Source organism: Aquirufa sp. TARAVU-A1A, assembly GCF_054558675.1.
On sequence record NZ_JBPXKP010000006.1, the window covers coordinates 197,070 to 220,035 of the forward strand.

Annotated in this window: 16 protein-coding genes; 12 read left to right on the forward strand and 4 right to left on the reverse strand. The window is 44.0% G+C overall.

The window, feature by feature from the left end; all coding sequences use genetic code 11:
• Positions 1-12 precede the first annotated feature (12 nt).
• Positions 13-1,110, reverse strand: a complete 1,098-nt coding sequence (locus V7S75_RS09895; RefSeq protein ID WP_459513537.1) for a glycosyltransferase — start codon at positions 1,108-1,110, stop codon at positions 13-15.
• 55 nt (positions 1,111-1,165) lie between these two features.
• Here V7S75_RS09895 and V7S75_RS09900 point away from each other — a divergent pair, with 55 nt between their 5' ends.
• The gene (locus tag V7S75_RS09900) at positions 1,166-2,107 is read left to right on the forward strand and encodes an NAD-dependent epimerase/dehydratase family protein (protein WP_459513538.1); all 942 of its coding nucleotides are present in this window, start codon (positions 1,166-1,168) and stop codon (positions 2,105-2,107) included.
• Here V7S75_RS09900 and V7S75_RS09905 read toward each other — a convergent pair.
• Positions 2,094-3,206 (reverse strand): hypothetical protein, encoded by a 1,113-nt coding sequence (locus V7S75_RS09905; RefSeq protein ID WP_459513540.1) that lies wholly within the window; start codon positions 3,204-3,206, stop codon positions 2,094-2,096. The genes V7S75_RS09900 and V7S75_RS09905 overlap by 14 nt on opposite strands.
• Before the next feature lie 78 nt (positions 3,207-3,284).
• Between V7S75_RS09905 and V7S75_RS09910 the strand changes: the two genes are divergently transcribed.
• The 6 genes from V7S75_RS09910 to V7S75_RS09935 are packed head-to-tail and all read left to right on the forward strand — an operon-like array spanning position 3,285 to position 9,578.
• Positions 3,285-4,523: a M16 family metallopeptidase gene (locus V7S75_RS09910; protein ID WP_459513542.1), complete on the forward strand. Its 1,239-nt coding sequence runs from the start codon at positions 3,285-3,287 to the stop codon at positions 4,521-4,523.
• 2 nt (positions 4,524-4,525) lie between these two features.
• The gene (gene ispF, locus V7S75_RS09915; protein WP_459513544.1) at positions 4,526-5,005 is read left to right on the forward strand and encodes a 2-C-methyl-D-erythritol 2,4-cyclodiphosphate synthase; all 480 of its coding nucleotides are present in this window, start codon (positions 4,526-4,528) and stop codon (positions 5,003-5,005) included.
• 4 nt (positions 5,006-5,009) lie between these two features.
• Positions 5,010-7,259 carry a RelA/SpoT family protein gene (locus V7S75_RS09920; RefSeq protein WP_459513546.1) on the forward strand — a complete coding sequence of 750 codons (2,250 nt, stop codon included), beginning with the start codon at positions 5,010-5,012 and terminating at the stop codon, positions 7,257-7,259.
• Positions 7,260-7,309: 50 nt separating this feature from the next.
• Positions 7,310-7,795 carry a Fur family transcriptional regulator gene (locus tag V7S75_RS09925; protein ID WP_377976928.1) on the forward strand — a complete coding sequence of 162 codons (486 nt, stop codon included), beginning with the start codon at positions 7,310-7,312 and terminating at the stop codon, positions 7,793-7,795.
• 24 nt (positions 7,796-7,819) lie between these two features.
• Complete coding sequence (locus tag V7S75_RS09930) at positions 7,820-9,100, forward strand: adenylosuccinate synthase (RefSeq protein WP_459513549.1); 1,281 nt, start codon at positions 7,820-7,822, stop codon at positions 9,098-9,100.
• A gap of 1 nt (position 9,101) precedes the next feature.
• Positions 9,102-9,578, forward strand: coding sequence for a hypothetical protein (locus V7S75_RS09935; RefSeq protein ID WP_459513550.1), 477 nt, complete (start codon positions 9,102-9,104; stop codon positions 9,576-9,578).
• Positions 9,579-9,709: 131 nt separating this feature from the next.
• On the opposite strand, the gene tsaD is transcribed toward V7S75_RS09935, so the two are convergent.
• Entirely contained in the window at positions 9,710-10,708 is a 999-nt protein-coding gene (gene tsaD, locus V7S75_RS09940) for a tRNA (adenosine(37)-N6)-threonylcarbamoyltransferase complex transferase subunit TsaD (RefSeq protein ID WP_459513552.1), read from the reverse strand.
• Positions 10,709-10,740: 32 nt separating this feature from the next.
• Between tsaD and V7S75_RS09945 the strand changes: the two genes are divergently transcribed.
• A complete protein-coding gene (locus V7S75_RS09945; RefSeq protein ID WP_459513553.1) occupies positions 10,741-15,213 on the forward strand; it encodes a translocation/assembly module TamB domain-containing protein in 4,473 nt (1,490 codons plus the stop codon).
• Positions 15,214-15,464: 251 nt separating this feature from the next.
• Here the strand turns inward: V7S75_RS09945 and V7S75_RS09950 are convergent, their stop codons facing one another.
• Positions 15,465-16,406 (reverse strand): hypothetical protein, encoded by a 942-nt coding sequence (locus tag V7S75_RS09950; protein WP_459513555.1) that lies wholly within the window; start codon positions 16,404-16,406, stop codon positions 15,465-15,467.
• Positions 16,407-16,523: 117 nt separating this feature from the next.
• On the opposite strand from V7S75_RS09950, the gene nadB reads away from it, so the two are divergent.
• From nadB to V7S75_RS09970, 4 genes are all read left to right on the forward strand, one after another.
• Positions 16,524-18,101 (forward strand): L-aspartate oxidase, encoded by a 1,578-nt coding sequence (gene nadB / locus V7S75_RS09955; RefSeq protein WP_459513556.1) that lies wholly within the window; start codon positions 16,524-16,526, stop codon positions 18,099-18,101.
• Positions 18,102-18,278: 177 nt separating this feature from the next.
• Positions 18,279-18,998 carry a hypothetical protein gene (locus V7S75_RS09960; protein ID WP_459513557.1) on the forward strand — a complete coding sequence of 240 codons (720 nt, stop codon included), beginning with the start codon at positions 18,279-18,281 and terminating at the stop codon, positions 18,996-18,998.
• An 11-nt stretch (positions 18,999-19,009) separates the two neighbouring features.
• Positions 19,010-22,384 carry a beta strand repeat-containing protein gene (locus V7S75_RS09965; RefSeq protein WP_459513558.1) on the forward strand — a complete coding sequence of 1,125 codons (3,375 nt, stop codon included), beginning with the start codon at positions 19,010-19,012 and terminating at the stop codon, positions 22,382-22,384.
• Positions 22,385-22,389: 5 nt separating this feature from the next.
• On the forward strand, positions 22,390-22,966 hold a 577-nt coding region (locus V7S75_RS09970; RefSeq protein ID WP_459513560.1), incomplete at its 3' end, for a hypothetical protein.

Here is a 22,966-nt window from a genome sequence, read left to right on the forward strand (position 1 = left end):
ACAAAAATACACTTATTTTAAAATACTTTTGATTTTTTGGCTGAGCTTGACCACATCGTATTTTTCAGAAACGTGGTGGCTTGCAGCAATCCCCATTTTTTCTGCCTCCAAAGGGTTTTGAGCCAAGAAAATACAGGCTTCCGCCATGGCATCAATGTCATGCTCATCGGTTAAAATACCGGTTTCTCCCTCGATCACCGCATCCGGAATTCCCGCGTGTCGGGTGGAAACTGTTGGTAAGCCACAGGCTGCCGCTTCTAAAATCGCGACGGGCGTACCTTCGGAATCTCCCGCTTTCGTGATGATGGAATGTTGGATGAATACATGCGCCGACTGCAATAATGGCAAGTATTCGTCTTGCGATTTAGCACCTAAAAAGAAAACGTGATTTTCTAATTGGTTTTCCGACACATACGCTTTCGCTTCCTCCCACATGGGTCCGTCGCCTACCATCAACAAACGTGCGTTGGGAATTTGTTGGAACACCTTTGTGAAAGCTTTAAGGCTATGAATCGGGCCCTTTTTCTCCGCAAAACGTGCCACGGAAATGAAGGTGAATGCATTCGATTTCGAACCTGTGGGTTTGAATTTTGCTGTATCTACTCCACAGGGAATGAAGTGTAAATTATTTAAAGGACCCGCAATGGCTTCTAGATTTTCCCGCATGGATTGGGCCACCACAATTACCGCTTGTGCACGCGGCAACATGGCCTTGTATGCGTCATGATATTGCGTCAGTGTCTTTTTCTCATTCGCATCAAATCCCAAAAACACTATCGAATAAGGGATATTCGCAGCGATACAGGCCTCGTAGATATTCGCGCCCAATGGGCCGTAATTCGCTAAAAATGCATCGATTTGATTCGTGCGCAGGAACTTGATTAAAAAATGCTGATAGATTTTTTTGAAAAAAACCGGAAATAGATTCCGTAAGGTTCCACGAACAATTAAAAGCGATAAAGGGAATGGGTATATGGACTTTCCGCTGTAGGTTCTACTCGGTAACCAACCCTCATAAAGCACCTCGCTAGGGGCTAATTGCTTAATTTGCTCGTCGATAAAGGTCTCGGAATAAGAATGGAAATTCGATCGGGCAATCAGCAAATTCATAATAGGGCTATATTTTATACGAATTTACCCTATTTTTGCTTCACATTAAAAACGCATGGATAAAATTCTCGTTGTTGGCGGTGCCGGTTTCTTAGGCTTTAATCTCTTGGATTATGTGCAGCAACATGTCCAGGATGGCGCACCTGAAATGGTTGTTTTATCCCAGATGATTCCAGAATCTTCGATCCAGTTTCCTGATGTCTTGTTCGTGGAGGGTGATTATTCGGATGTGAATACCCTGACGCATTTGTTCGAAACGCATCGTTTTACGCATGTTTTTCATTTCGCAAGTTCCATTATTCCAGCGCTTTCTACCCAAAACATCCAAAGGGATGTGGAGACCAATTTATTACCTACCATTGGATTGATGGAGGTGATGAAAAAGTTTGCTTGTACGAATTTATTGTATTTGTCTTCGGGTGGGGCTGTGTATGGGAACGAATTACCTACGCACAAAAAGGAGTCGCAGGCATGCCAACCGATTAGCTCCTATGGTATTATTAAGTTGGCTGTTGAGCATTACATACGCTTGTATGCGAATCTATATCAAATCGATTACTTGATTTTGCGCTTATCGAATCCTTTTGGTTTACATCATCGGTCTACTACACAAGGGGTAATTAATATCGCGATTCGCAAGGCATTGCGTGGAGAAAGTTTAGTCGTGTGGGGCGATGGTTCGCAGGCCAAAGATTACCTGTTCGCGGAGGACATCTCGCGGGCCATCATGGATTTGTTTAAGGCTCGGGTTAGTAATCAAACCTTGAACATTGGCTCGGGCAAGACGATGTCATTGCTAGAAATTATTGCCTTGGTTAAATCCAAAGTTCCGCATTTTCAGGTGGAGTTTATGGAGGCAATGCCGACGGACGTCCAACAAGTTTCCTTGGACATTACGCAATTGCGCAAACATATTCCGTTTGAATTGACTCCCATCACGGAGGCCTTTGAAAAAACCTTTGCTTATGAGCAAGCGGTTTTGGCTAATGAAGATTAAGCAGTCTCTTTTGTTCTTCGATCGAGTTTTTGTACTCGACAAAATCCCCCGCTTTTTTTGCGAAATGCATCGCTCTGGATTTATTCCCTTTCTTGATTTCAAGTCGGGCAATGCCCAACAAGGCTAGGCCATGGATGTCTTTGGTAAATCGTTCTTCCCAGGGATGCGTCAGCCCTTTGGCATAATAGGATTCCGCTGCCGCATAACGCTTGTTCCCGAATTCCTCCCGCATGCCCCTAAACACATGTGCCGCACCTTTGAAATAGGGGGAATTGATTTTTTCCAATTGGTCAATGTACGGATCTGCCGCCTCGTATTGTCCCGAAAGCGTCAACAATTCAGCCCGTTGGAGAATGTACCAATGGTTATTAGGAAATTGTTGAATCAATTGCGTGTTGTAAGGCAATCCCTTGTGCGGTGTTCCTTCATACTTATTGAACACATAGCTGTAATAAAACAAGGACTCATTGCGTACAAAAATCGTTTTTCGCGTTCCCGCTTCCAGCATGGATAATCCGGTTCGTTTATTTCCCTCTTCGAAAAAGAACATTAAGGGTTTGATGATGGGATGGAGTTCCGGGTATGCCACGCGGTAATAATTGTAAATGCCTGAGGAATACAAAAATTCGGGTTGGCGCTCCGTATTCTTAATCCCGATTTTCATGAAACTATAGGCCTTTCTTGCATAGGAAACGGCCTTCATAAAGTTTTGATTATCAGCCTCATAGGCCGCCAAAAATCCCAAGGACGCCGTACAAAAAAAGGAGGCTTCCAAATCATTATTATTTCGGTCAAAAGCTTCCTGGGCTAGCTTGTAGGCTAATTCCAAAAATGCCAAATAGGCCCTGCTCTGTGCTGGATGATCTTTTAATGGGAAAAATTGCTGCTCATATTGCATGGCCGACAGTAAATAACCCGATGGATGTTTGGGGTGGGCGGCTTTGATGGCGTTAAAGTCCTCTGTGGATTCTTTGAAATCGTATTGATACATGTGATTTAATCCTTGCGCGATGAGATTGCGTGCTTGCGGGTCCTGCAGGAGTTGAGCTTGACTGACAAAGCTAATGCACGAGAAAAGGCAAAGAATAAAAAAACGCATGCGTAAAAATAAGGAAGCTCTGTGGTTTTTAGGCCTAATTTTTTACTTTTGTTTCTATTTTAATTTCGCCCACGCCTCATGATTTCATACCAACAATTCACCTTATCCAATGGTCTTCAAGTAATTGTGCATGAGGATGCCAGCACGACGCTTGCCGTGATGGATGTTATTTATGATGTGGGCTCACGGGATGAGGATCCCGAACGTACGGGTTTTGCGCATTTATTTGAGCATTTGATGTTTGGTGGTTCGGTGAATATCCCCAATTACGACTCGCCTTTGCAGTCGGTGGGTGGCGAAAACAACGCCTTTACAACTCCCGACTTAACGAATTATTACATCTCCTTGCCTTACCAAAATCTGGAGACGGCGTTTTGGTTGGAGTCCGACCGCATGTTATCACTCGCATTTAATCCACAATCGTTGGAAGTGCAACGCAAAGTGGTGATTGAGGAATTTAAGCAGCGATATTTGAATCAGCCCTATGGCGATGTTTGGTTGAAATTTCGTCCCTTGATTTACCAACAACATCCTTATCGCTGGGCGACGATTGGTAAAGAGATTAAGCATATCGAGGAGGCGACTTTGGAAGATGTGAAGGCCTTTTTCCAAAAGCATTATGTGCCTAGCAATGCTATATTGGTGGTTGCGGGAAAGGTTGATTTTGAAGAGGTGAAAATAATGGCTGAAAAGTGGTTTGGGCCGATTCCGGCAGGCGTGAAGCCAGTGCGGAATTTGCCGGTGGAGCCAGTTCAGGATGAAGACCGACGAATGGAAATCAAGGCCGATGTGCCATCTAATCGGATATATATTGCCTATCCCATTGTGGGACGTTACGCGCCAGGATACCATGCGATTGATTTGCTCTCCGATTTATTAGGTCGGAATGAGTCCTCGTATTTGTATAATGCTTTAGTGCAAGACCAACGAATTTTTGACTCTTTGCATGCCTCATTGACGGGTTCGATGGATCCGGGTTTATTGGTCGTTTCGGGTCAAGTTTGTGAAGGAGTGGATGTGGCTGATGCCGAAAAATTGTTGCTTGATGCTATTCAAGATTTTGTGAAAACGGGCATTGATGCGGAAGGTTTGCAACGCGTGAAGAATCAAGCGGAGGCATCTTTGGTATTCGGAGAGGTGGAAGTGTTGAATCGTGCGATGAATTTAGCGATGGCGGCGAATGCGGGGAATGTTGATTTTGTGAATACGGAGGCGGCACACATTGCGGCAGTTGAGTTGAAAGAAATACAAGATTGGGCAAACAAGCTGTTTGTCCAAGGGAAAAAGAATACATTGCTTTATCTTAAACAAGGATAATCATGAAAATACGCGTAGGACAAGGGTATGATGTACATCGTTGGGTGGAAGGCCGACCATTTATTTTGGGTGGCGTAGAAATTCCAAGCGATTTTGGGCCTTTGGGCCATTCAGATGCTGATTTAGTTTGTCATGCTTTGTGTGATGCGCTTTTAGGAGCGGCAAACATGCGGAACATCGGTTATCATTTTTCGGATAAAGATCCAATGTGGAAAGGCGTTGCTTCCACCTTGTTGCTGAAAAAGGTCATGGAAATGATTCGTGAAAAGGGCTGGGAAGTGGGCAATGTGGATGTGACGGTGGTGTTAGACCAACCGAAATTAAATCCACATATACCGTCCATCAAGGAAAATTTGGCTTTGGTGATGGCACTCGATGTAGACCAAATTTCGGTCAAAGCAACGACCTCGGAAGGCTTAGGTTTTGTGGGAAGACAAGAAGGAATTTCGGCGATGGCCGTCGCGTTAATTCAAGCTCAATAGCGTCATGAAGATCGATTTAGAAGCAGAAAGACTAGAAATATTGAAGCGTTATCGCAAGCTTTTGCGTACGGCAAAGCCGTATTTAAAAGACGATGACGCCAAGGAAATCAAGAAGGCATTTTTATTGTCGGCGGAAGCCCACAAAGAAATGCGCCGTAAATCCGGGGAGCCGTATATCTACCATCCTTTGGCAGTCGCTCAAATTTGTGTGGAGGAAATAGGCCTTGGACCTACATCGATCATCGCGGCATTGTTGCACGATGTGGTGGAGGATACGGATACGACTTTGCAGGAAATTGAAAAGATGTTCAATCCTAAGATTGCGCAAATTATTGATGGCTTGACAAAAATTGCGGGGACTTTTGAATATGGAACGTCCCAACAAGCCGAAAATTTCCGGAAGATGTTGTTGACGCTTTCGGATGATATTCGAGTGATTTTGATCAAGCTAGCTGATCGTTTGCACAACATGCGGACTTTGGAAAGCATGGCCAAAGAAAAGCAATTGAAGATCGCATCTGAGACGATTTACTTGTATGCGCCTTTGGCTCACCGTTTGGGATTGAATGCGATTAAAACGGAGCTAGAGGATTTGGGCTTGAAGTTTACGGAAACGGAAGCTTACAAAGACATTGCGCATAAATTGATGGAGAATAAGCAAAATCGTGAGAATTTTGTGGATCAATTTATTCGTCCGATTAAGAAATCTTTGGATGAGCGGGGGATGAAATATACCATCAAAGGCCGACCGAAATCCATCTATTCCATTTACAATAAGATTAAAAAGTCGAATACGCCGTTTGAGAAAATCTATGATTTGTTCGCGATTCGGGTGGTATTAGATGTGCCTTTGGAGCGAGAAAAAGGGGAATGTTGGGAAGTGTATAGTATCGTGACAGATCATTATCGACCTAATCCAAGCCGATTGAAGGACTGGGTTTCTACGCCCAAATCGAATGGTTACGAGTCGCTACATACGACGGTGATGAGTATGCCTTTTGGCAATGACAAAGAAGGTCGCTGGGTTGAGGTACAAATTCGTACGAAGCGTATGGATGAGATTGCAGAGAAGGGGGTTGCGGCGCACTTTAAATACAAGGGGACAGATACGCGAACTTCGCAGGCGTTTGAGTCGTGGTTGAGCCAAGTGCGCGAAGCCTTGGAAATGAACGACAAGAGCCAGTCGGCGGTGGAATTAGTGGATGACATCAAAAATTCCCTCTACCACGAGGAGGTTTTTGTTTTTACGCCCAAAGGAAAACTCGTGGTATTGCAAGCCGGTGCGACGGCCTTGGATTTTGCGTTTGAGATACATTCGGAGGTGGGTTCACACTGCATCGGAGCGAAAGTGGGTGGCAAATTAGTGCCCTTGTCGCATAAACTGAGCAATGGAGACCAGTTGGAGATTTTAACATCCTCTAAGCAAAAGCCATCGGAAGATTGGTTGCGTATCGTAACCACCACAAAGGCCAAAGCGCGGATCAAAGACTGCATCAAAGAGGACAATAAAGGCTATTTGATTCAGGGAAGAGATGTTGTGGAGGCGCGATTGAAGCATTTGGGCTATCCCAATTTGACGTTGGAAATAACGAATCAATTGCGGGCCTATTTCAATGCGAAGGATGCGAATGATTTGTTTTATCGTTTTGGGAAAGCCTATATTTCGGTCGATCAGTTGAAGCACTGGAAGTCCGACAAAGAAATGCATGAACGGAAGCAGGCGGAGAAGGCCATTAAGGCGCCAATTGTGGATAGTAAATCCTTTAAGAAGGGCATGCAACAGGTCGAGGAGGGGCGTAAGGAGTCCGATATTTTGTTGATTGGTGAAGACATGGACAAGGTGGATTATACCTTGGCGAAGTGTTGCAATCCGATTTCCGGCGATGAGGTGTTTGGCTTTGTGACGATTAATGAGGGAATTAAGATTCACCGTACGACCTGTCCTAATTCGCCTGAACTATTGTCTCGACATGGTGATCGCGTGATTAAAGCGCAGTGGACGAGTCAGATTCAGATGTCCTTTGTGGTCGATTTGATTATACGAGGCATTGACCGCGTTGGGTTGGTGAATGATGTGACACGTGTGATATCGGATGAGTTGAAGGTGAACATTACTGCCCTGTCGATTGGGGTGAAAGATGGTTTATTTGAGGGTAAGATTTCTTTGATGATTCAGGATACGTCGCACTTGGAAAATTTGGTTTCTGAGTTGGAAATGGTCGCCGGAGTTATTGAGGTTGCGCGGGAAGATTAAGTAGCATTTTTCCGTTTTTTTTGCTTATTTTACGTTGTTTTTTTTCAATAATGTCTGCAGCAATAGAGAAGTTCGATTCGGTTAAAAAGATTTTCACAGCTTATTTAGAAAATAAGGGTCTGCGGAAGACGCCGGAGCGTTTTGCTATTCTGGAAGAGATTTATTTGCGCGATGATCATTTTGATGTAGAGGAGTTGTATATCTCCATGAAAAACAAGAAATATCAGGTTTCGCGCGCGACGGTTTACAATACCTTGGATGTGTTGGTTGAGTGCGATTTGGTGGTTAAACATCAGTTTGGGCGAAATCAAGCACAGTTTGAGAAATCCTATGGCCGTCGGCAGCATGATCATTTAATCTGTACGGATTGTCACAAGGTGACAGAGTTTTGTGATCCGCGTGTTCAGACGATTCAGAGTTTGGTGGGGGAGATGCTTGAGTTTAATGTGATGCATCATTCCTTGATTTTTTATGGATCGTGTACGAAGAAAAATTGTGAGTTTCGGGATCAATACCAGGCTCAATCACCCGAGTAATTATTTATCATTTATATTCATATTATGGCAGTTGATGTATTATTAGGCTTACAGTGGGGCGATGAGGGAAAAGGAAAGATTGTGGATGTTTTGGCACCTCGTTACCAGGTAGTTGCGCGTTTTCAAGGTGGACCGAATGCGGGTCATACGCTTGAATTTGATGGTTTTAAGCACGTTTTGCATCAAATCCCATCGGGAATTTTCCGTCAAGAAGTTCAGAATATTATTGGAAATGGGGTGGTATTAGATCCGATTATCTTCAAAAAGGAGATTGATGGGTTGGCACATTTCAACTTGGATTTACGTAAGAATTTAGAGATTTCGAAGAAGGCTTCCATCATTTTGCCTACACACCGTTTATTGGATGCTGCGTATGAGAAAGCGAAAGGCGATGCGAAGATTGGTTCAACATTGAAAGGAATTGGACCTACATACACAGATAAAATTTCACGTCAAGGATTGCGTGTGGGGGATATGATCTCACCGGATTTTACGGCGAAATACAATGCATTGGTGGATCGTCACAAGGCGATTTTGGATGTCTATAAATTTGAATATGATTTAGTTGCGGCAGAGAAGGAGTTCTTTGAGGCGGTTGCGTTTATGAAGGAGTTTCATTTGGTCGATTCGGAATATTCGGTGAATCATGCGATTCAGGCGGGTAGAACGATTTTGGCAGAAGGAGCGCAAGGTTCTTTATTGGACGTTGATTTTGGTTCTTATCCATTCGTTACGTCATCGAACACCATTACTGCGGGAGCATGTACAGGTTTAGGTGTGGCGCCAAAGAACATTGGTGAGGTATTTGGTATTTTTAAGGCCTATGCAACACGTGTGGGTTCGGGTCCTTTCCCAACGGAATTAGAAGATGAAGTAGGTGAGCGTATGCGCCAAGAGGGTCGTGAGTTTGGTTCAACAACCGGTCGTCCACGTCGTTGTGGTTGGATCGATTTACCAGCGTTGAAATATGCGATGATGATCAATGGGGTGACTCAATTGATTATGATGAAGGCGGATGTCTTGAATATTTTTGAAGAGATTCAGGTATGTACAGGATATGAAATGCCGGATGGTACGATTACAGACCAAATTCCATTTGAAATTACAGACATCAAAGTGAAGCCGGTATACGAAACTTTGAAAGGGTGGAATTGCTCATTAGAAGGCATGCGTCGTTTTGAGGAATTGCCTGCTGAGCTTTCGGCTTACATTAAATTTTTAGAGAAGCATTTAGATTTACCGATCAACTTTATTTCAACAGGCCCGGATCGTGAGGCTTGTGTGTTGCGCGGTTCTTTAGCATAAGATGACAGAGGGAATTGATTTAGCTGCTTTGTATGAGAACGAGGTGATCTATTGGGTCACGTCGGAACGTCCATTGGAGCAGCTAGATCAAGCGCCTGTTTTACCTGCTGAGGAAGTAGTTGAGGTGGGTGTTCCTTCCATCGCTAGTCCTTGGTTGGTGATCGGTGCCATCACTGAAGCGGAAAAATCCCGATTGCAATTGATCTTTTCGGCTCCGCCTTTGGCATTGCCGCATGGAGATTGGTCCATTATTGATGGGGATCAAATTCAGGTTTCTTTGGAGGAATTTGTGTCAAAAACGGCTCCTACTCGTTATATTTTCTTAGGGGAACATAGTCTTGCGGGTCTGCAAGCTAATCAGATTCAGCAGCTAGGTGCGAGTAAGGTCTATTATTTCCCTCGTTTGATTTCGACGTTGACCGATGAGGAAAAAGCCTTGAAGATGGCGTTTTGGAATGCGCTGAAGTCTTTGTTGTAGCGATGCTTTGCATCGGTCCCCAGGTTAAAGCCTGGAGTTAATATCCTATTTTTTAGCCCTAGGCTTCAGCCTAGGGAATCGGCGCAAAAGCGCCTCAAACTTTGGCAATCCTGTAAGGTTTGCCAAAGAAATTACAACGAGTACCTCGCCAGAGGCGCCACATCCTGATTCGTAAATTCTCCCGCTTCGTATTTGAAATGACCTGCCATGGCGATCATACCAGCATTGTCTGTGCAGTATTGAAAGGCGGGGATAAACACATCCCATTTTTCCTTTTCGCCCATTTCTTGCAGTCGGCTGCGGAGGCCTGAGTTTGCAGATACGCCGCCTGCAATCGCGATTTGTTGGCAGTTTTTCTCTTTCATCGCCTTCTTCACTTTACGCAAAAGCATATCGATTAGGCTTTTTTGGACGGAGGCACAGATGTCGGTCTTATTTTCTTCTACAAAATCCGGATTCTTTTGGGTTTCCTTTTGAAGGAAATAAAGAATTTGCGTCTTGATTCCCGAGAAAGAGAAGTTTAAACCAGGCATTTCGCCTAATGAAAATGGAAAGCGATCCGGATTTCCTACTTGCGCTAATTTGTCGATTAAGGGTCCACCTGGATAAGGCAGGCCGATGAGCTTAGCGGTTTTATCAAAGGCTTCTCCCACGGCATCGTCTTGTGTTTCGCCGATGACCTCCATGTGAAGGGCATCTTTGACCCAGACTAATTGCGTATGTCCGCCACTCACTGTAAGGCAGAGAAAGGGAAATTGCGGTTTGGGTTCCTCAATAAAATGGGCCAAAACGTGCGCTTGCATGTGATTAACCTCGATTAATGGAATGTCCAAGGATAAGGCTAAAGACTTTGCAAAAGATGTTCCCACGAGCAGTGCACCCAATAATCCTGGGCCGCGCGTAAACGCAATGGCATTCAGGTCATTTTTGTTTATATTTGCTTTTTGCAGCGCCTCTTGAACGACAGGAATGATCGCTTTTTGATGTTCTCTGCTAGCTAACTCGGGTACAACACCACCCCATTCCGTATGGATGAGTTGGGTTGATATAATATTTGACTTTAATTCTCCGTTAACCATCACGGCTGCGGAGGTTTCGTCACATGAAGATTCGATTGCTAGTAGGACCATTTGTCTGCAAAAATAGGGCAAAAAAAGTAAACATGGTAAAATACTTAAAGATCCTCGCTAAAGCGATCCTGTACGGGTTGGTAGGAATCTTTTTGCTCATTTTTACCTGTATTTTGCTGCTTCGTGCACCCGCCAATCAGATGCTTTTAGCCAATTATTTTACGCCCACCATTGAGCGTGAATTAGGCTATCCCGTTGAAATCAAGGGGATTCAAGTTAAGTTTTTCGATGAGTTAAGTCTTTCAGGCTTACGCATTCAGGATCCCTGGGGCAAGGAAATGATTTACATTGAGCACCTCGATGTGAATTTTAGTATCAGCGATTTGTTTCTTGGAGGGAATCGACCGACGCTCGATTACGCACGCTTATTGCGTCCGAGGGTGCATCTTGTTCTTGAAAAAAAGCATGGACAGGTGAATTTGAATCACTTTACGGATCAAATTATCGCCTGGGTCAATCGGATTTCGCCTGGGCCATCCAAGGGTTCATCTACGTTTATCATCCGCGAAGCGGAGGTTGTGGATGGGCAGTTTTTATTGGATGATGAGCAAGAACCTAATCAAGCAACATCAACACATTTTGATTTATCACACTTTGCTATTTCCCATATTAATTCCCGGGTGAAGCAGTTCTATGCCAAAGGAGATACCATCGGCCTGGAAACGCTTGGGTTCAAGGCGCAACATGAGGCTACGCGTTTGCAAGTCAAGCGCATGAATACGCATTTCATGATTTGTGACAAGCAAATGCGGTTTGACCAATTGGATTTAGCGGTGAATGAGTCCTATGTGGCGAATCAATTTTTGGTTAATTACAAGCACATTGAGGATTTGACGCAATGGTTTGATAAGGCCAACATGCAAGCAAATTTGGTCAAAACACGTTTGAATTCGGATGATGTGGGGCGATTCATTGCCGCCATGTATCCTTACAAAGGAGTATATACGGCACAAGGTAAATTAGCTGGAACAGTAAGGCAATTGGCCTTAAAGAATTTCCAATTTGGGTTTGGTTCAAAAAGCGTGTTGCGCGGGGATTTTTCATTCAAAGGGTTGCCGGAAATTCCGAAGACGCAGATGGATTTCAACATGCGCAATTCGTTGTTTATCCCGCAGGATTTAGCGGTTTTTATCTCGAAGCCGGCGGCCGACAAGATGCGCATATTGGGGCCTGTTTCCTTTGCTGGGAAGTTTAATGGAACGCACATGAATTTTCGGACTTCGGGTCAAGCGAATACCGGATTAGGCTATATGGAAGGCGATGTTTCGATGCGTTTAAAGGACTCGATGGCATTTTCGGGCTATGAAGGTCGGGTGGCATTGCGGAAGTTTAAGTTGGGCAAACTCCTCGCGCTAGAATCTTATTTAGGTACGATCGATTTAGCAGCTAAAATCAAAGGAACGGGATTCTCGAATCAATCGGCGAATGTCGATTTCGATGGCATGATTTCCGAGATAAATTTCAATCGCTACGCGTACAAACGCGTGAGTTTAACAGGGAATTTGCAGAAGCAATTGTTCAAGGGAACGGTTGCTGTCAAGGATTCACATTTGGTGGCTAATTTGGCAGGAGAAATCAATTTGCGACAATTGAAGCCAACCTATCAATTGGAAGGGAAAGTGGAACGCGCGGATTTGGCAGTGTTGCATTTTACCAAAGAACCTATTCGAATTAAATCAGCTATTGATATTGATTTGGCATTAAATAATGTGGATGATTTAACGGGGCGCGGATTTTTCCAAGACGTATTTATTCAAAAGCCCAATATGGAAGATTTGGCAATGGATATGGTGACGTTTAATGCGGAGAATCGCCCTGGTTCCAAACGCCATTATGTGTTGAATTCGCCTTTTGTTTCCGTGGAGGTGAATGGGGATTTTGTTCCAAGTCAGATGCAAACGGAATTGCTGCAATTGTGGGATGAGTATCAATTGTATTTTCAAAAAAATGAAATGGAACGTAAAGCCTATTATGCGGGAAAGCTTCATGATACGGATAATAAATATGGGGCTGATTTTACAATTGTTTGCCATGATGCAGCACCTTTATTGAAGCGTTTTTATCCTTCATTAGGTGTTGCTCATAATACGGTTTTTTCTGGTAATGTGACTAAGGGGAGGAGTTTTCAAGTAAGTCTAGAAGCCTATCCTGACACACTCATTATGGGTGGTTACAAGTTTTATCAGTCTGTTTTCTCTTTCCAAAGCTCAAAATATTTAGGCGGCCCAGAGGTTTCGTCTAGTTTGATTTTTCAATCTCGGAAGCAACAATTGAACTTTTTAACGCCTACGGAAAATTTCAAATTGGATGCCCTTTGGGATCAGGATCGCATCAATTTTGGCTTAGATTTTAAGCAACAAGGCGAAGAAAACATGGCCCATTTAGGGGGGCTATGGAAATTTGAAAAGGATGGTCTGTCCTTGAAATTTAAGGATTCTTATGTGCGTATTTTAGGGCAGGATTGGTCGATTGATCCGGAGAATCGTGTGCGTATTCAAGGGCAAGATTTGCGTGCGGAACATGTGTTGATATCGAATAAAAAACAGTCGATTTCCCTGCAAGGAAATATCTCCATGGACTCGACGGAAACCTTGAAATTGAAGGTCAATAAGTTCCAATTAGGCACACTCGCGCCGCTCTTTGCGACCAAGGTTCAAGGTGAAATGAATGCCGAATTTAGTTTGCAAAATTGGTATCAAAATACGCATTTAGACTCTTGGTTGTTATTGGATTCGTTGCGGTTGGATAAGTTTTACATCGGTGATTTTCAAGGCGTAGGGACCTATGAGGCAGCATCGCAATTGATGGATTTGAATTATCATTTGAATCGTTTGGGTGAATCAGTGTTGTCGGTCAGTGGAACCTATCGCCCTTTTGAGGAGTCGGAGAAATTAAATGTCCGTGCCGAATTGAATAAGACGAATTTGCAGATTTTGGAACCCTTTGCGAAAGGGATCTTTTCGGATTTAGGTGGGGATGCCTCGGGGGAATTGCATATTGGTGGCCGTTTTCAGGAACCCATTTTGGATGGGAAAATCATTGTGCGGAATGGAAAAACGACCTTTGATTATTTGAATACGCGTATCCTTTTTGCTGATACGGTACTGTTTAAGTCACGACAGATTGTAGGCCAAAACTGGTTGTTGAAAGATCCCGAGGGTAATATGGCGCGGATGAATGCCCGTTTGGCATTCCCGAAAAACAGTCCATTTGAATTAGATCTAAAAGCCGATCTGAATCATTATAAATTGTTGAACACGGCACGAACAGCTAAGTCGATTTATTATGGAACGGGATTTGCGACGGGCCCTTTTGCGATACGAGGGACTGTGGATCAACTGGTTATTTCTGCAGATTTGAAGAGTGATCGTGGGACCCGATTATTCATTCCATTGGATCGTGAATATGAGCAAACGGATCAAGGGGATTATGCATTTTATAGCCATACCTTAGCAACTGCCGCGGAGCTGAATGAAAAGCCTTTGGTGAATCAATTGAAGCAAGATGGTATTACGATGGACCTCAATTTGGCTTTGACGCCGGAGGCTTATGGGGAGGTTCAATTTGATGCGAAGAAAGGGGATATCATGCGGGTGTATGGCATGGGGAATATTAAGATGACCTTGGATAAGCAGGGTGATTTTAAGATGAATGGGGATTATGCGATTGACCAAGGGGATTATACATTTACGCTACAGAACTTGATTAATAAGAAGTTTGCTATTCAACGTGGGTCGAAGATTTCCTGGAAAGGGGATCCCTTAGAGGCCAATGTGGATATCAAGGCTGTCTATACCCAATATGCGTCCTTGTTTCCAATTCTATTGGATACGACAAACAAGAGTAATATGCCGGAGTTTAAACGTCGGTACCCGGTCGATGTGACGATTAATTTGCAGAATCGTTTGTTGTCGCCCAACATCACCTTTGATATTGGCATTCGGGATTATCCCAAAGACGTACATTTAAATGGTGCTGTGACGGCCTTTGCGAACCGGATTAAAACGGATGAGCAGGAGTTGACGCGGCAAGTAAGTAATGTCTTGTTATTTGGCCAATTGGTTTCTCCATTTGGAGGATCAGGTATTGCCATCAGTAATTTGATGGGGAATTTCACGGAAATGTTGTCGAATCAACTGAGTAATTTAGCCTCAAAAATAGACAAGGATTTGAATGTGGATGTGTATTTGGGTGGCGGAATTTTGAATCAGGATATCTTATCGAATTTACAATTGCGGGCATCGTATAATGTGAATGACCGACTGCGGATTACGCGGAGTGGTGGATTTACAGATGCACGAAATCAGACGAGTCCACAATTATTGCTGGGGGATTGGGCATTGGAATGGTTCATGAATCGGGATGGTTCCTTGCGTTTAAAGACTTATAATCGCAACGTGCAAACCTCCCTTGCGGGTTCTTTGAACTCCTATCAAATCAATCAGACGATTGGGTCGAGTATTTTGTTTACGAAGAGTTTCTCGAAGTGGTGGTGGGAGAAATAGACCGTTGGACTTTAGACGTTGGACGTTGGACTGTAGAGACGCGATACTTCGCGTCTAATCCCCAGGATATAACCCTAGACTTCAGTCTGGGGAATTGGCGCCAAGCGCCTCAACAGCAACTAACGAACGTCCAACGTCCAACGTCTAATGTCCAACGTCTAACGTCCAAAAAAAAGACCCCGAGATTGCTCGCGAGGTCCTAAATTCTTTGCTGACGTCTAATGTCTAACGTCTAATGTCTAACGTCTAATTTACTTCACTTCAAACGTCCCAGCACCTACTGTAAATCCTTCAGCGATTAATTCAACTGTGTATTTACCTGGTTTGTAAGCAACGCCACCACGTGGGTAAACAACGCTTACTTCTTGGTTGTCGTTTGTATACGTAATAACTTGTTTTGTTGTATAAGTTACTTCTTTGCCATTTACGTTCACTTTTCCTGAACCGATAGCCTCGTCGGAAAGTGTAGCGCCTTCTCCATCGATCACACGCACGTAAATCGTTTTGTTCTCTAATTTCGTGATTGGGTTGTTCGCTAATGTGAAAACAACTTTTAATTTTTCAATTTTCTTTCCGTTCAATCGAGCACGTTCTGTTTCTTTTCCTTTGGCATTGATTGCTAGAACACGAAGATTTTGTGCTTTTAAAGCAGCTGCAATACTTACTTTACGTGCCAATTCTTTGTTCTTTGCAGCTGTTTCCGTTAAGGTATCTGTCAAAGATTTGTTTTGCGTTTTTAAGCCTGTGTTTTCATTGTTCAAGTTGGTATTTTGCGTCGTCAACACTTGGTTGCTTTCTGTCAAAATTCCATTTTGCTTCTTCAATTCAACGATTTCGCCATCTTTTTGCGTTAATACCAAATTGTATTCTTTGATTTTTGCTTCGTAAGATGCGATGGTAGCATGATTAGCTTGCTTCAATGAAGATTTATCTTGCTCCAATTGTACTTTCAATGCTTCTAAATCAGCTACTTGTCCACCAAGAGACTTGATTTCAGCGATTTTGGCATCTAATTGAGTAGAGATCGAGTCCAAAGAAGTGCGCGTATTCGCTAATTCAGTTGCTTTTTCTTCGATGGTTGTTGCTTGTTCGTTGTTTAATTGATTCGAACGGAAGTAGAGTACTCCTAGCACTGCGGTCAAGACTGCTAATGCAATCAGCGCAATTTTAGAGGTATTGTTGGAAGATTCCATGTAGATTAGATTGATTTTTAAGGGTTTAAATTTTTTCAAGCGCAAAACTACAATAAATTATCTACATTTCATTTCCAAAGCGCTTTTTGGTTAATTTGCAGGAAAATCGAAGACAGGATGCCTACGTATGATTTTATAGTGATTGGTTCGGGGATAGCAGGTTTATCCTACACAGTGAAAGTTGCTCAGTACTTCGAGGATCGAAATATTCCGATTAAGATTGCGCTGATTACCAAAACGGTCGCAGAAGAAACGAATACCAAATATGCCCAAGGTGGTATCGCTGCCGTTTGGGATACGGATGATTCTTTCGAAAAGCACATCGAGGATACGATGGTTGCAGGTGATTTTATCAGTGATAAAGCGGTTGTGGAAATGGTTGTGCGGGAAGCTCCGGAAAGACTTCGGGAACTGATTGCCTATGGAACGGATTTTGACCGTAAATCTGATGGGTCGTTTGATTTGGTTAAAGAGGGCGGGCATTCCGACAAACGTATTTTGCATTACAAGGATTCGACAGGAAATGAGATTGAACGCGCCTTATTAGCCAAAGTGAAATCATTTGAATCCGTTGATTTTTTTACCCATTATTTTGCGGTTGATCTGATTACCCAACATCATTTGGGGGAGAAAGTAACGAAAGATACGCCGGGCAAGCAATGTTACGGTGTCTATGTATTGAATAAAAAGACCCAAAAAGTGGAAACCTTTTTGGGTAAAACAACTCTCTTAGCGACAGGGGGTATTGGTCAAGTTTATCAGTCGACGACTAATCCGACCATTGCTACTGGGGATGGTATTGCGATGGCTTATCGGGCCAAAGGCTTTGTTCATGGCATGGAATTCATTCAGTTTCATCCCACGGCTTTATATAATCCTGGCAAGAAACCTTCCTTTTTGATATCTGAGGCAGTTCGTGGCCATGGAGGTATTTTGAAAAATCAGGATGGTTCTACTTTCATGGAAAAATACGATGCCCGTTTGTCTTTGGCACCTCGCGATATCGTGGCGCGCGCCATTGATTCCGAGATGAAAATTCATGGGGTGGATCACGTTTATTTAGATACTCGACATATTCCTAAGGAGGAAATTCTGCAGCATTTCCCAATGATTTATGCGCATTGTTTGAAGGAGTTGGGATTGGATATGTCGGTCGACATGATTCCGGTTGTGCCGGCCCAACATTATTTATGTGGTGGAATTATCGTGGATCATTTTGGCCAAACCAATATTGAAAACCTATATGCAGCGGGTGAATGTTCGCATACGGGATTGCATGGAGCGAATCGTTTGGCATCGAACTCGTTGTTAGAAGCGATCGTTTATGCACACAATGCCTTTGAAAAATCGGTGAGCCAATATGGTACGCAAGTCTTGCCGGCGGGCATTCCCGACTGGGATGATTCAGGCACGCGAAACCCGGAGGAATTGGTATTGGTGACAGAGATGACGAGAGAATTGGAATCGATTATGTCGAACTATGTGGGGATTGTTCGCACGGATCGCCGCTTGAAACGGGCCTATGATCGTTTGGAGTTGATTTATTTAGAACATGAGGAATTGTATAAGCAATCCCGAATCACGGTTCCCTTGTGTGAATTGCGGAATATGATTAATGTCGCGTATTTAATTATCAAACATGCTCGGGCGCAACGCCAAAATAAAGGCTTGCATTATAACATCGATTTGCGGTAAATCTAGCCGAAGACGCTGACAGGGTTGTGCCCTTGTGGCAAACGATTTTTTACTCGTTTTCGTATGTTTATTTTATCAATTACCTGATAAACTTTTTTAAAACTCTTTGATTATCTCTATCTTAGCTTCAAATGCGTTAAAGTCATATTGATTTTAATTCAATCCTAGTTCTGATAGATGAAATATTATACAGTTTCGACGAAGCACCGTTTTGGTGTTTGGTTGATAATTCTTTACGCGAGTATTGCGCCATTTGCTGTGCGGGCTCAATCTTGGAAATGGTCCATCGGATCCGCCATTACGCAGTATCAATTCGAAAATTCTAAGGGAAAGCAGATCGATTGGATGAAACCATCCGCGGGATTGCATGTGGAATTAGCGCAAGAACATGTGCTTTTGGATACAGTTCGACTCATTTCGAAGTTTTCTAAATCGGCAATTTATTTCAGTAATCGCCCTAAACTCGCCAAATCGCTGAGTTATTTTCAATATTCGCTTGGTATGAATTATCACCAGCTGAATGCCATCGGGGATGTGCAGCAAATCGCTTTTTCCTATCAAACGGATTTTGTCGGGTTCTCTTTGGCCTTAGGTCCTAAATATACCTTTTATAAAGGATGGAATTTGGGGTTAGCGGGGGTGGTGATGGGCCAACAGCTTATAGCCGGGAATCAATTATTGTCTAATCGATATTATCCTTTGACGGAAGATTCTCAATTTAATTCATTCAAGGTTTTTGCTGGATATCAGATTGAATTGTCGAAGGCCATTAATGCCAATATACGTGCATTTGCGCAAGTTAGGCGCACCTCAAGTTTGTTTGCTCAGCAAAGTCCTACGGGGAAATTGGATATGTCACCCATGACGATTTCGATGGGAATTAGCTTAAATCGTTAACCACGGATCGCATGAAACATTTATACTTCCTATTTCTATTGATTTCGGTGAGTGTTTGGGGCCAACAAAAAGGTTTGAATTATCAAGCTGTCATTTTGGATCCCAATACCATTGAAATTCCGGGTCAAGTGATTGCGGGACAGCCTTTGGCCAAGGGCAAGGTTTGGGTTCGCTTTACCTTGATCTCTCAGGCAGGGATTGATTATGAAGAAATTCAGCAAACAGCAACGGATGAATTTGGTCTGATAAATTTAACCATAGGGGCGGGTAATTCGACTGCATCTTTGGGTACCAATGCTTCTTCAGGAATTGCTCGATATTCGCAATTTGATTCCATTGTTTGGGATGAAAAATTGAAACGTCTGAAGGTTTCAGTCAATTTTACGGGCATTGGAAATTATACAGAGGTGAGTAATCAGCAATTGACATTTACCCCTTATGCGCTCTATGCGGAGTCTGTGGACTATAAAAATGTGCGTGATGCCCCTAAGAATTTAAGTCAATTCAATAATGATGTGGGTTATTTGGTGCCAAAAGATATTGAGCCACTCAAGAAGGAAATTGGCTTAGCGGTCGTTGGCGGGCAAGAAAATGCTGCCAAAATTGAGGCCAATCAAGTCGCGAATAATTTGCGATTTATCGTCATCGATCAATCGATTTCAAAGTTGTCGGATCAAGTGGATCAAAACAGTTCAACGATATTGTCGATGAGCAACACCTTGAATGATCATGAAGCTCGTTTACAACAGAATGTCAGTCAAATTCAGAATACTTCCACGAGTATTATGGGTCAAATTGGCTATTTGCAAAATCAAATTTCGTCGACCCAAAATGCGTTATCTAGCATTACGAGTGTTTATGAGTTGGCCGCGAATAAGTCTAGCGCTTTGGATTTAGGAAATTCCCAACCGAGCAATACGCTGTATCCGACGCAATTGGCTGTGAAGTCTTATGTCGACAATGCCATGTCCAATGTCATTACGGTGGGAACGCCGGATGCGACGACTTTGGCGACGGGTAAGGTTCAATTAGCGGGTGATTTGGCAGGAACGGCCACGGCACCTACGGTTCCGGGTTTGGCATTGAAAGAATCTTTGTCAAATAAGTCGACGGATGTGGCGGCAGATGCCGCCTCGAATACGAAATATCCTTCTGTGAAAGCGGTAAAGGATTATGTGGATGTGGCTACCACGGGGATTGCTTTTCAGGCTGCACTGAATGCCAAAGCGGATATTAATTCGCCTACGTTTACGGGAACACCCTATTTACCTTCGGGGTCAACGGGGGTCACTCAATCGCCTGGGAATAATTCGACTTCTTTGGCGACGACGTCCTTTGTTCAAACAGCCATGGCGAATGTCACAGTACCCGATGCGAATGCCACAACCAAGGGAAAGGTACAGTTGGCCGGCGACCTAGGTGGTACTGCGGCTGCACCGATTGTGGCCAAATTGCAGGGTGCAACCTTAAGTTCATCGTCACCTACGACGGGACAAGTTTTGAAATACAATGGAACGGCATGGGTTCCGGATGCGGTCGTTTTAGCTGAGGCGCAGACCTTGTCTTTGTCGGGGACCACAGTCACACTTTCGGGTACGAATAGTTCCGTGACGCTTCCGGCTGTGGGGGATGCAACATCCTCAGCCACGGGAAAGGTGCAATTGGCCGGTGATTTGGGTGGTGTGGCAACTGCTCCTAATGTGGTAAAGATTCAGGGAATTCCGGTTTCAACGGCGACTCCCTCAATAGGTCAGGTGTTAAAATATGATGGGACGTCTTATGTGCCTAATAGTTCGATCATGGCGGAAACGCAGGTATTGAGTTTATCGGGTTCTACCTTGAGTATTTCGGGAACGAGTAGTTCAGTTGTATTGCCTTCGTCGACGAGTTCATCCGTGGGATTGATGCAATTAGCGGGGGATTTAGGTGGAACGGCTACGGTACCGAAGGTAATCGGAATTCAAGGAATACCGGTTGCTACGACGGCACCTGTAACGGGTCAGGTCTTGAAATATGATGGGACGAATTATGTGCCGAGCAATTCGATTATGACGGAAACACAAACCTTAGGATTAAGTGGGTCTACGCTAACGATTTCGGGAACAAATAGTTCGGTGGTGATACCGATTGCGGCAGATGCGACGTCTTCATCGAATGGTATTTTGCGTTTAGCGGGGGATTTGGGCGGAACGGCAGCGTCTCCTTTGGTCGCTAAAATTCAAGGAAAAACGGTGAGTTCGACGGCTCCTACAACGGGTCAGGTATTAAAATATGATGGAACCCAATGGGCGCCTGGTTCTACGGTGACGACAGAAACGCAGACTTTGTCTTTGTCGGGGTCAACCATCACCATTTCAGGTACGAATAGTTCGGTGGTTTTGCCGGTAGCGGCGGATGCGACGACGACTACGAATGGGATTTTGCGATTGGCAGGTGATTTGGGAGGAACGGGAACGACGGCTGCGGCACCTGTGATTTCAGACAATGCGATTACGACGGTGAAGTTGGCCAGTGGCTCCGTAACCGATGCCAAATTTTCGGGTACTTTATCAATTGCCAAAGGGGGTACGGGTTCCGCGACTCAAAATTTTGTGGATTTATCAACGGCTCAAACCGTGGGTGGAGCGAAGACTTTTTCGGGTAATATGGTTGTTGGCGGCACATTAACCGCCGGTGGGATTTTGTATCCGAACACGAATGGAACCTCGGGTTATGTATTGACTTCAAATGGTGTTGGTGGGGCGACTTGGGCATCGGTTCCGGTGACATCGCTTTCGGGAACTTTGTCGGTGGCCAACGGAGGTACTGGTTCTGCGACCAAAAATTTTGTGGATTTAACGACGAATCAAATTGTTGCGGGAGATAAGTCGTTTACAGGGACGACGTCGACGGCGGATTTGAATGGTACGAATGGATTTTTCTCGAGCACTTTGGGAACGAATGGAGCGACTTCTTTGGGATCAACTTTGATTGTGGCTGGTAATGTGACTTTAAATGGAACGGCGAATGCCTTGGGGAATATTAGTTCAGGAACTTGGAATGGTTCGACGATTGCGGTGGGTCGAGGCGGAACGGGTGCGTCGAGTTTAACGGGGATGTTGAAGGGGAACGGTACGTTTGCGGTGACGCAAGCGGTGATTAATACGGATTACAGTTTGGTTAGGTTAGTTTCAGATGAATATGTGATTGCAACGCCTGGACAAACGGCATTTACGTTGACTCAAACGCCCAACGTGAATTCAACAATTCGTTTGTTTATCAATGGGGTTCGTATTTCCAAAAATGCTTTGTCGGTGAGCGGAACCACCCTCACCTACAATCCGGCCAACAATGGTGCGGCGAGTTTGATTGTCAATGACCGGGTTCAAATTGATTATTATTATTAAGTAGTATGCGTTTGCTTCAATTGCTTTTTGCTGAGTTGCGGAAGCCTGTTTACAGGCTGACGGGCTTGCTATGGCTTTGGGTTTTTGTGGCGCAGGCACAACATAGTAATGTGGTGATTTCTACGGCGGCCAATGCGAATGGATCGTGGTCATTGAGTGGAAGCACGTATACGTTTACGCCTACTGCTGATAATGCAGTAATCAATTATGTGACGCTTCAGAATTACTTAGTGAATTATTCGGTCGAGATCAAGTCTGCACGCGTGGGAGGTACACAGGTGGGAAGTGTTGTGTTTGATGCTGGGGTGAATATGGTGACTGGTCAGAACACGAATGCGTTGAAGGCTTTGACTATTACGAGTGGCGGCGAGGTTCAGTTCAATTCGGGTTTGACGATTCGTTTGGGTAGTGGCTATTATAATTATACGGGCTATGACTTAACGGTGAATGCAGGGGGTAGTGTTCGTATTGGGGGTGTTTTGGATGTGAGTGGACCGGATAATTCATCTTCGCAGAATTCGCCACGCGCGGGTAATGTGAGTATGGTAGTGGGGGGTGATTTGTTGGTGAGTGGCAGTGGTC

What these genes read in the sequence shown, in the direction of transcription:
- V7S75_RS09950 (WP_459513555.1), bottom strand. Translation starts at nt 16,406, where the DNA reads ATGGAATCTTCCAACAATACCTCTAAAATTGCGCTGATTGCATTAGCA.
- V7S75_RS09925 (WP_377976928.1), top strand. Translation starts at nt 7,310, where the DNA reads ATGTCTGCAGCAATAGAGAAGTTCGATTCGGTTAAAAAGATTTTCACA.
- V7S75_RS09935 (WP_459513550.1), top strand. Translation starts at nt 9,102, where the DNA reads ATGACAGAGGGAATTGATTTAGCTGCTTTGTATGAGAACGAGGTGATC.
- V7S75_RS09920 (WP_459513546.1), top strand. Translation starts at nt 5,010, where the DNA reads ATGAAGATCGATTTAGAAGCAGAAAGACTAGAAATATTGAAGCGTTAT.
- V7S75_RS09945 (WP_459513553.1), top strand. Translation starts at nt 10,741, where the DNA reads ATGGTAAAATACTTAAAGATCCTCGCTAAAGCGATCCTGTACGGGTTG.
- V7S75_RS09960 (WP_459513557.1), top strand. Translation starts at nt 18,279, where the DNA reads ATGAAATATTATACAGTTTCGACGAAGCACCGTTTTGGTGTTTGGTTG.
- V7S75_RS09905 (WP_459513540.1), bottom strand. Translation starts at nt 3,206, where the DNA reads ATGCGTTTTTTTATTCTTTGCCTTTTCTCGTGCATTAGCTTTGTCAGT.
- ispF (WP_459513544.1), top strand. Translation starts at nt 4,526, where the DNA reads ATGAAAATACGCGTAGGACAAGGGTATGATGTACATCGTTGGGTGGAA.
- V7S75_RS09910 (WP_459513542.1), top strand. Translation starts at nt 3,285, where the DNA reads ATGATTTCATACCAACAATTCACCTTATCCAATGGTCTTCAAGTAATT.
- V7S75_RS09900 (WP_459513538.1), top strand. Translation starts at nt 1,166, where the DNA reads ATGGATAAAATTCTCGTTGTTGGCGGTGCCGGTTTCTTAGGCTTTAAT.
- nadB (WP_459513556.1), top strand. Translation starts at nt 16,524, where the DNA reads ATGCCTACGTATGATTTTATAGTGATTGGTTCGGGGATAGCAGGTTTA.
- V7S75_RS09895 (WP_459513537.1), bottom strand. Translation starts at nt 1,110, where the DNA reads ATGAATTTGCTGATTGCCCGATCGAATTTCCATTCTTATTCCGAGACC.
- V7S75_RS09965 (WP_459513558.1), top strand. Translation starts at nt 19,010, where the DNA reads ATGAAACATTTATACTTCCTATTTCTATTGATTTCGGTGAGTGTTTGG.
- V7S75_RS09930 (WP_459513549.1), top strand. Translation starts at nt 7,820, where the DNA reads ATGGCAGTTGATGTATTATTAGGCTTACAGTGGGGCGATGAGGGAAAA.
- tsaD (WP_459513552.1), bottom strand. Translation starts at nt 10,708, where the DNA reads ATGGTCCTACTAGCAATCGAATCTTCATGTGACGAAACCTCCGCAGCC.